At 65.7% G+C, this 13,784-nt stretch carries 11 protein-coding genes and 1 pseudogene; 8 read left to right on the forward strand and 4 right to left on the reverse strand.

Annotated features, from left to right (window positions below):
* Window positions 1-7: 7 nt before the first annotated feature.
* Window positions 8-1,213, reverse strand: a complete 1,206-nt coding sequence (locus tag NHH73_20815; protein USX25035.1) for a cation:proton antiporter — start codon at window positions 1,211-1,213, stop codon at window positions 8-10.
* Window positions 1,214-1,483: 270 nt separating this feature from the next.
* Between NHH73_20815 and NHH73_20820 the strand changes: the two genes are divergently transcribed.
* From NHH73_20820 to NHH73_20840, 5 genes and pseudogenes are all read left to right on the forward strand, one after another.
* Complete coding sequence (locus NHH73_20820; GenBank protein ID USX25036.1) at window positions 1,484-1,960, forward strand: MarR family transcriptional regulator; 477 nt, start codon at window positions 1,484-1,486, stop codon at window positions 1,958-1,960.
* 9 nt (window positions 1,961-1,969) lie between these two features.
* Window positions 1,970-3,337, forward strand: a complete 1,368-nt coding sequence (locus NHH73_20825; protein ID USX25037.1) for an MFS transporter — start codon at window positions 1,970-1,972, stop codon at window positions 3,335-3,337.
* A gap of 19 nt (window positions 3,338-3,356) precedes the next feature.
* Entirely contained in the window at window positions 3,357-4,319 is a 963-nt protein-coding gene (locus NHH73_20830; GenBank protein USX25038.1) for a LysR substrate-binding domain-containing protein, read from the forward strand.
* 152 nt (window positions 4,320-4,471) lie between these two features.
* Complete coding sequence (locus tag NHH73_20835; protein USX25039.1) at window positions 4,472-5,767, forward strand: Glu/Leu/Phe/Val dehydrogenase; 1,296 nt, start codon at window positions 4,472-4,474, stop codon at window positions 5,765-5,767.
* A 90-nt stretch (window positions 5,768-5,857) separates the two neighbouring features.
* Window positions 5,858-7,069, forward strand: a pseudogene (locus tag NHH73_20840) (malic enzyme).
* 198 nt (window positions 7,070-7,267) lie between these two features.
* Here NHH73_20840 and NHH73_20845 read toward each other — a convergent pair.
* A complete protein-coding gene (locus tag NHH73_20845) occupies window positions 7,268-8,569 on the reverse strand; it encodes an amidohydrolase family protein (GenBank protein ID USX25040.1) in 1,302 nt (433 codons plus the stop codon).
* A 59-nt stretch (window positions 8,570-8,628) separates the two neighbouring features.
* Entirely contained in the window at window positions 8,629-9,828 is a 1,200-nt protein-coding gene (locus NHH73_20850) for an SUMF1/EgtB/PvdO family nonheme iron enzyme (protein ID USX25041.1), read from the reverse strand.
* 34 nt (window positions 9,829-9,862) lie between these two features.
* Between NHH73_20850 and NHH73_20855 the strand changes: the two genes are divergently transcribed.
* From NHH73_20855 to NHH73_20865, 3 genes are all read left to right on the forward strand, one after another.
* Entirely contained in the window at window positions 9,863-10,867 is a 1,005-nt protein-coding gene (locus NHH73_20855; GenBank protein USX25042.1) for a TIGR04348 family glycosyltransferase, read from the forward strand.
* 4 nt (window positions 10,868-10,871) lie between these two features.
* The gene (selD, locus tag NHH73_20860) at window positions 10,872-11,918 is read left to right on the forward strand and encodes a selenide, water dikinase SelD (protein USX25043.1); all 1,047 of its coding nucleotides are present in this window, start codon (window positions 10,872-10,874) and stop codon (window positions 11,916-11,918) included.
* 229 nt (window positions 11,919-12,147) lie between these two features.
* Window positions 12,148-12,801, forward strand: coding sequence for a hydrolase (locus NHH73_20865; protein ID USX25044.1), 654 nt, complete (start codon window positions 12,148-12,150; stop codon window positions 12,799-12,801).
* A gap of 36 nt (window positions 12,802-12,837) precedes the next feature.
* Here the strand turns inward: NHH73_20865 and NHH73_20870 are convergent, their stop codons facing one another.
* Window positions 12,838-13,749, reverse strand: a complete 912-nt coding sequence (locus NHH73_20870; protein ID USX25045.1) for a LysR family transcriptional regulator — start codon at window positions 13,747-13,749, stop codon at window positions 12,838-12,840.
* Between the last annotated feature and the right edge of the window lie 35 nt (window positions 13,750-13,784).

Consider the following 13,784-nt stretch of genomic DNA (forward strand, 5'->3'; position numbering starts at 1 on the left):
CATTATATCAGCTGATTTTGAAGATCAGCTGCGCCACGCGCTGCAATTTCGGGTACACCACCGGCACCGTCAGCATGGTGCTGCCGATGGCCATCAACAGCAGCGCCGTGAAGGTGCCGTTGGTGATGATGCCCTTGTCGAGCAGGATGTTGACGAAGATGATCATGATCAAGGCCTTGGTCTGCAGCAGCCAGCCGATGATCGACGCCTCGCCCGGCCCCCACTTGAGGATTTTCCCGGCCAGATGGACCCCGGCCAGCTTGCCGCTGACCGACGCCGCCAGCAGCACCGCCGCCGCCACGAACACGGCCGAGCCGCCCACCTCCCAGTTGGTGCGCAGGCCGGTGCTGAGGAAGAACACCGGCATCACGGCCATCAGCACGTTGGCGCGCAGGAAGTCCATTTTCTCCTGGTTGAACCAGTCCGTATCCATGACCGCGCCGGCCAGGAAGGCGCCGACCATGTAGTGCAGGCCGGCCCAGTCGGCCGCGAAGGCGCACACGGCCAGCCAGATGAACGCGATATACCAGCGGTCGCGCTCCTCGAGCCGCACCATCATCGCCCGGAACAGCTTGGTCGTGAGCGCGAACACCAGCAGGAAGCCGGCCTGGCGCCCCACCCGGTCCCAGTCGAGCAGGATCACGGCCAGCACGCCCCAGATGGCGATGTCGTCCAGGCTGGCGTAGCGCAGGATGCGCTGGCCGATCGGCTGACGCAGGATTTCCAGCTTTTCCATCAGCAGGATCAGGATCGGCAACGCGGTGACGGCGCACGCCATGCCCACGCCAAGCACGAACTGCCAGTCCTGCGCCTTCGGTCCGACCCAGCCGGCGTAGCCGAGCATGCCGAGCGCGGCCACGCAGCCGAACACCAGCGGCATGCCCAGCGCCAGGCCGGCCGTGATGGTGCTCTCGCGCCGGTGCTCCCAGGCTTTCCTCAAATCGAGTTCGATGCCGGCGATCATCACGAAAATCATCACCGCCCACCAGGCGATGCCGTTGAGCGACTGCACCACCTGCGGATTAAAGACGAAACTGTAGTATTCCGGATAGGCGCGGCCCATGATGCCCGGGCCGAGCAAGATGCCGGTGATGATCTGCACCACCACCAGCGGCGCGTAGTAGTCGGTGCGGCCGAAGCGCCAGATCAGATACGGCACGCTAAAGATAATTAACATCGCGATCAAAAAGATCTCGGTGGTCCCCATATGCATAAATGTCCCCTGCTTATTGTAGTTTGAGTAAAAGCCATGCCGCCGTGCCCAGCCATAACTTTAGGCAATATTGTATGGCCAAAGCGGCGATGGAAGCGCTGCCAAGTTAATCTTTTCATCATCCGGGCGCCGCGTGCCCGTGTAGTTCGGAACAACTCCGTGGGCAGCGTGTCGTAAACGCCACAACGGCGCTTGCTTTCCATCGGCAGACGTATATACTTGCGCAATCAACTATCAGTCAAGCATAAATCAACAATGAAAGGATGTATTATGGATAATCTCGATAACGACCTGCCCGCCCCGGCCGCCGTCAGCCCCAGCCTGGAGTTCGCGCTGCGCCTGGCGCGCGCCCAGGCCACCCTGGTGCGCCGCCTCGACCAGGTGCTGGGCGGCTACCACGGCATCAGCTTCGGCGACTTCATGCTGCTGCACTACCTGAACCGCGCGCCCGGCGGCCGCCTGCGCCGGGTCGACCTGGCCGAACGCCAGGGACTGACCGCGTCCGGCGTCACCCGCACCCTGCTGCCGCTGGAAAAAATCGGCCTGGTCGAACGCCAGCAAGACCCGCGCGACGCCCGCGTCGCCTACGCCGCCATCACCGCCACCGGCCGCGAACTGCTCAACAACGCCGTCGTCGTCGCCGAGCAGATCAGCAAAGACTTGCTGCGCAACTGCCCGCGCGAACAATTCGACGCCCTCAGCGAGGCGCTCGGCCTGATCGCCGGCATGAACGCCTCCAACTCTTAAGAGCTCACCATGTCCGAACCGATCCCGCCGCGCGCCGCGCTGATGCGCGACCCCAACTTCCAATGGCTGCTGCGCGGCGGCGTGATCTCCATGCTGGGCGACCAGTTGACGATGATCGCGCTGCCCTGGCTGGTGTTCAGGCTGACCGGCGACACCGTGGCGCTGGGCCTCGTCATCGCGCTGATGAGCATTCCGCGCGCGGTCTTCATCCTCGTCGGCGGCGCGCTGGTCGACCGCCACTCGCCCAAGCGCGTGCTCATGCTCAGCAAGTACGCCAACGCCGCGCTGCTCGCCGTCCTCACCTTGCTGGTGCTCGACCACCAGCCAGCGCACACCTTGGACGTGGGCGCGGCGGTCTCGCTCACCGTCGTCATGACGCCGCATCTGACCTTGATGGCCATCTACGCACTGGCCTTCGGCATCGGCCTGGCGCAGGCGTTCGGCATCCCGTCGGGCACTTCGATCATGCCGCTGGCGATCGCGCCGGAGCAGCTGCAGGCGGCCAACGGCATGCTGATGGGATTGCGCCAGCTGTCGATGCTGATCGGCCCCCTGATCGCGGCGGGCCTGCTGGCGATTGGCGCGGACCAAAGCCAGGGCCAGGGCCACGTCCAAGGCCACGGCGCCGGCCCGATGGTGGCCGACGCGCGCGGCCTGGCGCTGGCGTTCGGCCTCGATTGCCTCAGCTTCCTGGTATCGGCATGGACCTTGTCCAAAGTGCGCCTGCTGGACGCGCCGCCATCGGCGCAGGCGCCGGCCTCGGTGCTGCGCGCCGTCGGCGCCGGCCTGGCGATGGTGTGGCGCGACGTCCCGCTGCGCACCTGCTTCATCTACTGGGGCGCCGTCTCGCTGTTCATCGGCGGCACCATGCAGGTGGCGCTGCCGGTGCTGTCGTCCGCGCTGCACGGCGCCGCCACCCTTGGCCTGCTCATGGGCGTGCACGGCGCCGGCACCCTGCTCGGCATGGGCGCGGCGGCCATGGGCGGCGCGCGCCTGCGCTTCGCCACCTTCGGCACCCTGATCCTGCTGATCGACGGCGCCGTCGGCCTGCTCGTGATGCCGCTCGGCGCGGTTGACGCGGTATGGCAGGCGGCGCTGCTGATGCTGGCCATCGGCGTGCTGGCCGGCTTCATGCAGATCAACGTCTTCACGTGGATCCAGCGCCGCGTGCCGGCGCACATGATGGGCCGCGCCATGAGCATCTTCATGTTCATCTTCATGGGCCTCGCGCCGCTGTCGGCCGGCGCCACCGGCTGGCTGCTGACGATGATCCCGCTGTCGCAATTGTTCGCCGGCGGTGGCATGATACTGGTGCTGTGCGCGGCGCTGGCGTATGTGTGCACGCCGATGCGCCGCATCACGTCGACTCCGCAGTAAGCAATAAGGGATACCCCGCATGGAAACCAAATGGCTGGAAGACTTCATCTCCCTGGTCGAGACCAATAACTTCAGCCGCTCGGCGGCGCTGCGCCACGTCACGCAGCCGGCCTTCTCGCGCCGCATTCAGTCGCTGGAGAACTGGCTCGGCACCGACCTGGTCGACCGCACCTCCTACCCCACCCGCCTGACGCCGGCCGGCACCGTGTTCTACGAGCAGGCGCTCGAGATGCTCGCGCAGATCAACGGCGCGCGCGACATGCTGCGCTCCAAGCGCGCCGCCGCCCAGACCAGCATCGACCTGGCCGTGCCGCACACCTTGTCGCTGACGTTCGTGCCCAAATGGCTCACGGCGCTGGGCCGCGACTTCGCGCCGATCAGCAGCCGCCTGATGGCGCTCAACGTGCACAACGCCGTGCTGCAGCTGGTCGAAGGCGGCTGCGACCTGCTGCTGTGCTACCACCATCCGCGCCAGCCGGTGCAGCTCGACCCGGGCCGCTACGACATGCTGGTGCTGGGCCGCGAATCGCTGCGCCCCTACGCGCGCTGCGACAAGAACAAGGTGCCCGCCTTCACCTTGCCGGGCACGAAAAAAGCCCCGCTGCCGTTTTTATCGTACACGAACAACGCCTACCTTGGCCGCATGGTGGAGCTGATCCTGGGAGACGCCAAGACCCCGCTCCACCTCGTGCCGCACTACGAAACCGACATGGCCGAAGGCCTAAAAATGATGGCGCTCGAAGGCAGCGGCATCGCCTTCCTGCCCGAATCGGCCGTCACGCGCGAGCTCAAACAAAAGCTGCTCGCGCGCGCCGACAACGACAGCGCGGAGTGGGAAATCGAAATGGAGATCCGCCTGTATCGCGAGCGGCCCTCGCCGCAGCGGCGCGGCAAGGCCATCGTCGAACGGCTATGGGATTTCCTCGAACGGCAGCACAATGACAGCGGCCGCAAGCGCCGCATCGCCGTCTCGGAGCGTTGAGGTTTTAATTATTTTTTAATAACTATGCATGAAACGCATAGTCGAATGCGCATACAGCATTGGCCCGTTCGAACGGCTCCGTCCTATGATTCGTCGCACTGATCGCCGCCAAAAGCAGCGCTCATCAAAACAAAATCCAACGGAGCCCGAGCATGACCACCGCACACCAACAGCACGCACTGCCTTCCTACCTCAACCCGGAAGATCTGGGTCCATGGGGCGTCTACCTGCAGCAGATCGACCGCGTCACGCCCCACCTGGGCAGCCTGTCGCGCTGGGTCGAAACGCTCAAGCGCCCGAAGCGCATCCTCACCGTCGACGTGCCGATCGAGCGCGATGACGGCTCGATCGCCCACTACGAAGGCTACCGCGTGCAGCACAACATGTCGCGAGGTCCGGGCAAGGGCGGCGTGCGCTTCCACCAGGACGTGACCTTGTCGGAAGTGATGGCCCTGTCGGCGTGGATGACGGTCAAAAACGCGGCGGTCAACGTGCCGTACGGCGGCGCCAAAGGCGGCATCCGGGTCGACCCGAAGACCCTCTCGCGCGGCGAGCTGCAACGCCTGACGCGCCGCTACACAAGCGAAATCAGCCTGATCATCGGACCGAACAAGGACATCCCGGCGCCCGACGTCAACACCAACGAACAGGTGATGGCATGGATGATGGACTCCTACGCCATGATCGAAGGTAACCTGTCGACCGGCGTCGTCACCGGCAAACCGATCTCGCTGGGCGGCTCGCTGGGCCGGCGCGAAGCGACGGGCCGCGGCGTGTTCGTGGTCGGCCGGGAAGCGGCCATCAAGCGCGGCGTCGCCATCGAAGGCGCCCGCGTCGCCATCCAGGGCTTCGGCAACGTCGGTGGCGTGGCCGCCACCATGTTCGCCGACGCCGGCGCCAAAGTCGTCGCCGTGCAGGACCACACCGGCACCGTGGTGCACCAGGGCGGCCTCGATATCGCCCGCCTGCACCACCACGTGGCCGAATGCGGCAGCGTCACCGGTTTCGCCGGCGCCGAAGCCTTCCTCGACCGCGACGCCTTCTGGGACATCGAAACCGAGATCCTGATTCCGGCCGCGCTGGAACAGCAGATCACGGCCGACAACGCGCAGCGCATCCGCACCAAAATCATCCTGGAAGGCGCCAACGGCCCGACCACGCCGGAAGCGGACGACATCCTGACCGACAAGGACGTGCTGATCGTGCCCGACGTGCTGGCGAACGCCGGCGGCGTAACTGTGTCATACTTTGAATGGGTGCAGGATTTTTCCAGCTTCTTCTGGAGCGAGGACGAAATCAATGCCCGCCTGACGCGCATCATGCAGGAGGCGTTCAACGCCGTGTGGTCCGTGTCACAAGAGAAGAAGGTTACGCTGCGCACCGCCACCTTCATTTTGGCGTGCACGCGCGTGCTGCAAGCCCGCGAGGTCCGCGGCCTGTACCCATGATGTAACGAATCCCCGCAATTTGCGCCTGCACCGGCCTTGGCCCGTGCGGGCGTTTTTCGCATATAGAGCTTCACCAAAAATAAGGACAACATGAGCACCATCGAACAGAAAGCACTGGCCTACCACCGCGCAGGCAAGGCCGGCAAGATCGCCATCGAAGTGACCAAGAGCGTCGGCACCCAGGAAGACCTGGCGCTGGCGTATTCGCCCGGCGTCGCCGCCCCCTGCGTGGAAATCCAGCGCGAGCCGGCCAAGGCCTACGAGTACACCGCAAAGGGCAACCTGGTGGGCGTCATCACCAACGGCACCGCGGTGCTCGGCCTGGGCAACATCGGCGCGCTCGCCGGCAAGCCGGTGATGGAAGGTAAAGTGGTTCTGTTCAAAAAATTCGCCGGCATCGACGCCTTCGACATCGAGATCGACGAGACCGACCCGGACAAGCTGGTCGAGATCATCGCCGCGCTGCACCCGACCTTCGGCGGCATCAACCTCGAAGACATCAAGGCGCCGGAATGCTTCTACATCGAGCGCAAGCTGCGCGAGCGCCTCTCGATCCCGGTATTCCATGACGACCAGCACGGCACGGCCATCGTCGTCGGCGCCGGCATGCTCAACGCGATCGAAATGACGGGCCGCGACATCGCCACCGTCAAAATCGTCTGTTCCGGCGCCGGCGCGGCGGCCATCGCCTGCCTCGACCTGCTGGTCGACCTGGGCGCGCAAAAGCACAACATCTTCGTCTGCGACAGCAAGGGCGTGCTGACCACCGTGCGCGCGCTGGACGGCGAAAAAGCGGCGTGGGCGCAGGACACCACCGCCACCAGACTGTCGGACGTGATGGAAGGCGCCGACGTCTTTCTGGGCGTCTCCGGCCCGGGCGTGCTATCGCAAGCCGACATCACGCGCATGAACGCGCACCCGATCGTCTTCACACTGGCCAATCCGGAGCCGGAACTGCGTCCGGAGCTGGTGCGCGAAGTGGCGCCCGACGCCATCATCGCCACCGGCCGCTCGGACTACCCGAACCAGATCAACAACGCGCTGTGCTTCCCGTATCTGTTCCGCGCGGCGCTCGACTGCGGCGCCTCGACCATCAACCAGGAAATGAAGCGCGCCTGCGTGGTGGCGCTGGCCGACATGGCGCGCGCCGACGCGCGCTTCGGCAAGGACTACGTGGTCCCCGGCCTGCTGGACCCGCGCCTGCTGCGCGGCGTCACGCCGAAGATCGCCACCGCCGCCTACCGCAGCGGCGTGGCGCGTAAAGAGCTGATCGAAATCGACTACGCCAACGACCTGGCCGACCTGGCCGAATCGCTGATCTAGGGCGGCGCATAGATGGCGGATTACGCCGTTCCGGCTAATCCGCCCTACGTATCTCTGAGGTCACGCGAACGTCGGCTGGCGCATCACAAGGCCACGCCCCGCCCCCCGCAACACGAGGAACCACGTAGGGCGGATTAGCGCAGCGTAATCCGCCAAGCTCCGCCCCCGTCCCCGCCATCACCGCCGAATCACCTCTCCGCCCTTCATCACGAAGGACACCTTGGTCAACTCCGCCGCATTCTCGGCCGGATCGCCCTTGACCGCGATGATGTCGGCGTATTTACCCGCGCTGATCGATCCCACCCTGTCCTTCCACCCCAACAAATCCGCCGCGTTGATGGTCGCCGCCTGAATCGCCTGCATCGACGTCATGCCGTACTTGATCATGTACGCGAACTGTTTGGCGTTGTCGCCATGCGGATAAACCCCGGAATCGCTGCCGAACGCCATCTTCGCGCCCCCAGTGAACGCCTTACGGAAGTTATCGCGCTGCAGCTGGCCGATCACCTTCTCCTTGGCGATCGACTCCGGCAGCATGCCGGCCTTCTCGCCCTCCTGCAGAATGAAGTCGTCGTTATAAATATCCATCACCAGATACGTGCCCTTCTCCCGCGCCAGCTTGATGCCCTCGTCGTCGATCAAACTCGCATGCTCTACCGAATCCACCCCGGCCAGGATCGCGTCGCGGATGCTGCTGGCGCCGTGCGCGTGCGCGGCCACCTTGCGGCCAAGCTTGTGCGCCTCGCCGACGATGGCCTGCATCTCTTCCAGCGTGTACTGCTGCGCGCCCGGCTCGTCGCCCTTGGACAGCACGCCGCCCGAGGCGCAGATCTTGATCACGTCGGCGCCATACTTGGCCATCTCGCGCACCTTGGCGCGCGCCTCCCACGGACCATCCGCCACACCGCGGCCGGTGATCTTCATATCCGGCGGCAGCAGGTTCTCGTCGCAATGGCCGCCCTGTATACCGATCGCGTAGCCGGCGGTGCGCATGCGCGGTCCGATGAAATCGCCCTCGTCGATGGCGTCGCGCAGCGCCACGTCGCCGAAGCCGCCCGCGCCCACATTGCGCACGCTGGTAAAGCCCGCCTCCAAGGTCTTGCGCGCCGAGCGCACGCCATACAACGCCGCGCGCGTGTCGGACACGCCCAGCGCGTTGTAGCCGCCCAGGTAGGCGTTGGCGGTCAAATGGGTGTGCATGTCGATCAAGCCTGGCAACACCGTTTGCGACGACAGGTCGATCACCTGCGCGCCAATCGGCACCTTGGCCGACGCGCTCGGCCCGACCGACGTGATACGCTCGCCGGTGATGACGATGGTCTGGTCCTCGAGCACCGTGCCAGCCACCACGTCGACCAGTTTGCCGGCGCGGATGACGACGACCTTGGCTTCCACCTTGGCGTCGGCGGCAAAAGACGATACCGCCGCGCCGAGGGCGCCCAGTACGCCGGCGGTGATCAGGAGATGCTTGAACTTCATGGCGTGCGCCCTTTTCAAAAAAGAGAAAAGGATAGCAGAGCAACCATGGAAACGCGTAGTTACTTTTGCCAGGCGCAGGTGCGCAGGCCGACGAACATGTCGTCCCGCTCGGGCATGTAGAAATTGCGGTATTTGGCCGAGACCATACGCGGTTGCGTCGCGAACGAGGCGCCACGCAGCGCCTGGTGAGTGGTGAACCACGGCTGCGAATATTCGCGGTAGCGGTCCGGCGCGAAATCCGGATACGGCTCGAACGGCGTCGACGTCCACTCCCACAGCTGCCCCCAGCGGAAAGCCGGATGGCCCGACTGTGCGGCGTACTCCCACTCCGCCTCGGTCGGCAGGCGGCGTCCGGCCCAGGCGCAATAAGCCTGCGCCTCGTACAAGGTCAGATGGCGCACCGGCTCCGCGCCGCCCAAGGTGGTCAGCTCGCCGAAGCGCATCGTGCGCCATACGCCGCCGTCGCGCTGCCAGTGGCGTGGCGCCGAGCGCTCCTGGCGCATCAGCCATTCCGCACCGGCGTTGCTCCAGAACTGGCGGTTGTCGTAACCGCCGTCGGCGACGAAATCGGCATACTGGGTGTTGGTCACCAGGCTGCTGTCGATGGTGAACGGCGCCACCCGCACGGCATGCGCGGCGCGCTCGTTGTCGAACACGAAGCCGCCGCCCGCGCTGCCCATCTCGATGGTCCCGCCGGGGAAGCCGATCTCGGACGGCGCGAACAGCGCCTGCGCTGGCGCGTCGCCCTTTGCCGGCGCCGCCAACCCGAGCGTCTGCAAGGTGTAAAGCAGCGCCTCGCCGTGCATGTCCTCATGCGCCAGCGCCAGCCGATAGGGATACAGCGCCTCGTCGGTGTTGGGCTCGCGCGACAGTTTGTCGAGCACCCGGTCCAGCACCTCGTGGCAGTAGGTCTTCAGCGCACCGGTGGCCGGAAGGTCCAGCGTCCAGCGGCTGCGGTGCGGCACCAGCGCCGAATCGAACCAGTCGTCGCCCCGGCTCAGCAGGCAGTTGCCGTTGCCGTCGGCCGGATGGCTCGATGTCGCCTCGCGCAGGATGAACCATTCGGCGAACCAGGCGAGGTGGCCCAGCTCCCACAGCGGCGGATTGAGGATGCGCAGTTGGGGCACGCGGGACGGCACGTCCATGCCGGCGGCGGCGAAGCAATCGAACAGCAGCAGCGTATAATCCCGCGCATGCCGCAGCGACTGCGCCAATTGCTGCGGACTGGCGTTCCGGAACGAGGTTGGGCTGGAATTCATGGGGCGATTGTAACGACTTTTAAGCAAAACACCAGTGACACGACAGCATATCTGGATCGTCAGCCCGGCGTCGGCCCGCGCCAACAATGGCAACTGGCAAAGCGCCAGCCGCTGGGCGCGTTTTCTGCGCACGCGCTACCGGGTCACAATCAGCCTGCACTGGCCCGACGCCGAGGCGCCCTCGCCCGATGGCGAACCACCCGACCTGTTGATCGCCCTGCACGCGCGCCGTTCGGCGGCGTCGCTGGACGCGTGGACCCAAGCGTGGCCGGACCGCCCCTCCATCCTGCTGTTGACCGGCACCGACCTGTATCGCGACATCGACAGCGACGCCAGCGCGCGGCGCTCGCTGGAACAGGCAGGCGCGCTGGTGCTGCTGCAAGCGGCAGGCCTGCAAGTGCTGCCCGCGCCATTGCACGCCAAGACCCACGTCATCTACCAGTCGGCCGCCACGCTGCGGCCGGCGCCTGCGGCGACCAGGCGGCATGCGGACATCTGCATGATCGGCCACCTGCGCGCCGAAAAAGACCCGGACACCTTCATGCGCGCCGCCGCGCTGGTGACGTCGCCGGCCGCGCGCCTGATCCACATTGGCGGCGCGCTGGAGCCGGCGCTGGCCACCGCCGCCCAGCTCACCGCAAACAAGGAGCCGCGCTACCGCTGGCTCGGCGCCATGCCGCACGGCGCCACGCGCCAGCGCCTCAAGCGCAGCCACGCGATGGCGCTGACGTCGCACATGGAGGGCGGCGCCAACGTCATCATCGAAGCGGTGAGCGCCGGCGTGCCGGTGCTGGCGAGCGACATCAATGGCAATCGCGGGATGCTGGGCGACGATTACGCCGGCTACTTCCCGCCCAGCGACGCCGCCGCGCTGGCGCGCCTGATCGACCGCTCCATCGACGACCCGTCCTTCCACGCGCTGCTGCGCGCCCAGTGCGACGCCCGCGCGCCGCTGTTCGCGCCGGACGCCGAGCGGGCGGCATTGCTCGAGTTAGTGGATAATCTGCTGCATAACCGAACCAGCCCAAACAAGGAATGAACAAATGAGCAACGACGCTATCAAACTGACCTCCTTCTCCCACGGCGGCGGCTGCGGCTGCAAAATCGCGCCCGGCGTCCTGTCGGAGATCCTGAAGAATTCGACCGGCTTCCCGGTGCCGAAGGAACTGATGGTCGGCATCGAGACGGCCGACGACGCCGCTGTCTACAAGCTCAATGACGAACAGGCGCTGATCGCCACCACCGACTTCTTCATGCCGATTGTCGACGACCCGTTCGACTTCGGCCGCATCGCCGCCACCAATGCCATTTCCGACGTCTACGCCATGGGCGGCACGCCGATCATGGCCCTGGCCCTGGTGGGCATGCCGATCAACAAACTGCCGATCGAGACCATCGGCCAGATCATCAAGGGCGGCGAATCGATCTGCGCCGAAGCGGGCATTCCGATCGCCGGCGGCCACACCATCGACTCGGTCGAGCCGATCTACGGCCTGGTGGTGCTGGGCCTCGTGCACCCGTCCAAAGTCAAACGCAACGCCGACGCCAAGGCCGGCGACGTGCTGGTGCTGGGCAAACCGCTGGGCGTAGGCGTGCTGTCGGCCGCGCTGAAAAAGGACAAGCTGGACGCCGAGGGCTACAAGGCCATGATCGCCAACACCACCAAGCTGAATAAGCCCGGCAAGGCGCTGTCCGAGATGGCCGGCGTGCACGCGCTGACCGACGTCACCGGTTTCGGCCTGCTGGGCCACCTGCTGGAATTGGCGCGCGGCGCCAAGCTGGAAGCGCATCTGGAGATGGCCAAGATCCCGCTGCTGCCCGGTGTCGAGCAGCTGGCGCACGACGGCTACTTCACCGGCGCCTCGGGCCGCAACTGGGACGCGTACGGCAAGGACGTGGAGCTGGGCACCGGCGTATCGCAGGCGCAGCACATGCTGCTGACCGACCCGCAGACCTCGGGCGGGCTGCTGGTCTCCTGTGACGCTGGCAGCGTCGAGGAAGTACTGGCACTGTTCCGCCGCGAAGGCTTCGGCGAGGCCGCCGTCATCGGCCGCATGGCCGAAGGCGCGGCGCGCGTGCGCGTCGAGTAGCCACGCCTGAAACCGGCCGGGGCGCCCGCCTTGGCCGCGTGTTTCACCATTACGATCCCGCTCCAGAAGTCATTGTCGATATTTTCGAACGTAGACCCGTAATTTTTCCGCTTTTACTTTTCCCCGTCGTCGCGGATACTTCATTCCAGCAGCGAGCAACGCGAAATAAAAGCCGCGAAAAACGCAAACCACTCTATCGAAATTATTCAACATAACTTAGGAGCTTACCATGCCAACCGCCATCGCCAAACCAGGCAACACCCTGCTGAACCCAACCAACCACACGCTGATCATGATCGATCACCAGTCGCAGATGTCGTTCGCCACCAAGTCGATCGACCCGGTCCAGCTGCGCAACAACGTCGCGCTGGTCGCCAAGGCGGCCAAAGGCTTCGCCGTTCCGACCATCCTGACCACGGTCGCCGAAAAGTCGTTCTCCGGTCCGATCTTCGACGAAATCAAATCGGTCTTCCCGGACGAAGTGGCGATCGACCGCACCACCATGAACACTTGGGAAGATCCACGCATCGCCGACCGCGTCAACGCCATCGGCAAGGACAAGATCGTGCTGGCCGGCCTGTGGACGTCGGTGTGCATCGTCGGCCCGGCCCTCTCGGCGCTCGACCAGGGCTTCGAAGTCTACGTCATCACCGACGCCAGCGGCGACGTCTCCGACGAAGCGCACGAACGCGCCGTCGAACGCATGGTGCAATTGGGCGCCCGCCCAATGACCTCGCTGCAGTATCTGCTCGAACTGCAGCGCGACTGGGCGCGCGGCGAGACCTACAACGAAACCGTGGCCACCTCTATCGCGCACGGCGGCGGCTATGGCCTCGGCCTGATCTACGCCAAAACCATGTTCAACGCCGGCGAAGGCCACTAAGCAGATTCGGGCCGGGCATCAAGCCCGGCCCGCCGATTAATCGCCCACGCCTTCCACCATAGCCGGCCGGGTGATTTGCATAAGCCAGTTGAACACCACCTCCGCGCGCGGCGCGATGTGGCGCCGCTGCGGCACCATCAACGACACCTGCATCGGCGGCGCGCGAAATTCCGGCAACACTTCGACCAACTCGCCGCTGTCGATCAGGCGGCGGTTGGTCGGCAGCGCGACCTGCATGATCCCCAGTCCGTTCAGGCAGCCCGCCTGCATGAACGTCGAGCTGTTGACCGACAGCGCCGCGCGCATCGGCACCTCGCGCACCGCACCATCCGCCACGTAGCGAAAGGCCGCACCGTCGCTGCGCAGACTAGCGGAGTAATGGACGATGCGATGTCCCGCGAGGTCGGCCAGCGTGCGCGGCATGCCGTGCCGCCGCAGATACGCCGGACTGGCGACGTTACACATCGCCATCGCGCCCAAGGGCCGCGCCACCATATCGGAATCGGGCAGCGGCCCGATCCTGACCAGCGCGTCGAAGCCTTCGCGCACCATGTCGATGCGGCGGTCGTTGACGCTGATGCCCAGGTCGAGCAGCGGATGCTCGGCCAGCAGCGACTGCAGGTGCGGCATCACAAGCTCCTGCGCGAACATGCCGGGCATGTCGATGCGCACCTTGCCGCGCAGCGCGCCGGCGGCGGGCCGGAACATCCCCTGCAACTGGTCGGCCTCGGTCAGCAGCTCCCTGCAGCGGGCCAGGAAGGCCTCGCCGTCGGGCGTGAGCCGCACGCTGCGCGTGGTCCGCTGCAGCAGGCGTCCGCCCACCTCCGCCTCAAGCGCCTGCACCAAGGTCGAGACCCGGCCCTTGGCCAGGCCCAGCTCCTCGGCCGCCCGGGTGAAGCTGGCCAGTTCGGCGACGCGACAAAATACCCTCAACTCACTCAGATCCATGCGATTGTTCTTTTTGACGAAACAGTTCATTCATT

The sequence above is a fragment of the Oxalobacteraceae bacterium OTU3CINTB1 genome, assembly GCA_024123955.1.
In the GTDB taxonomy this organism is placed as follows: Bacteria; Pseudomonadota; Gammaproteobacteria; order Burkholderiales; family Burkholderiaceae_D; genus Rugamonas.

What these genes read in the sequence shown, in the direction of transcription:
- NHH73_20815 (USX25035.1), bottom strand. Translation starts at nt 1,213, where the DNA reads ATGCATATGGGGACCACCGAGATCTTTTTGATCGCGATGTTAATTATC.
- NHH73_20820 (USX25036.1), top strand. Translation starts at nt 1,484, where the DNA reads ATGGATAATCTCGATAACGACCTGCCCGCCCCGGCCGCCGTCAGCCCC.
- NHH73_20825 (USX25037.1), top strand. Translation starts at nt 1,970, where the DNA reads ATGTCCGAACCGATCCCGCCGCGCGCCGCGCTGATGCGCGACCCCAAC.
- NHH73_20830 (USX25038.1), top strand. Translation starts at nt 3,357, where the DNA reads ATGGAAACCAAATGGCTGGAAGACTTCATCTCCCTGGTCGAGACCAAT.
- NHH73_20835 (USX25039.1), top strand. Translation starts at nt 4,472, where the DNA reads ATGACCACCGCACACCAACAGCACGCACTGCCTTCCTACCTCAACCCG.
- NHH73_20845 (USX25040.1), bottom strand. Translation starts at nt 8,569, where the DNA reads ATGAAGTTCAAGCATCTCCTGATCACCGCCGGCGTACTGGGCGCCCTC.
- NHH73_20850 (USX25041.1), bottom strand. Translation starts at nt 9,828, where the DNA reads ATGAATTCCAGCCCAACCTCGTTCCGGAACGCCAGTCCGCAGCAATTG.
- selD (USX25043.1), top strand. Translation starts at nt 10,872, where the DNA reads ATGAGCAACGACGCTATCAAACTGACCTCCTTCTCCCACGGCGGCGGC.
- NHH73_20865 (USX25044.1), top strand. Translation starts at nt 12,148, where the DNA reads ATGCCAACCGCCATCGCCAAACCAGGCAACACCCTGCTGAACCCAACC.
- NHH73_20870 (USX25045.1), bottom strand. Translation starts at nt 13,749, where the DNA reads ATGGATCTGAGTGAGTTGAGGGTATTTTGTCGCGTCGCCGAACTGGCC.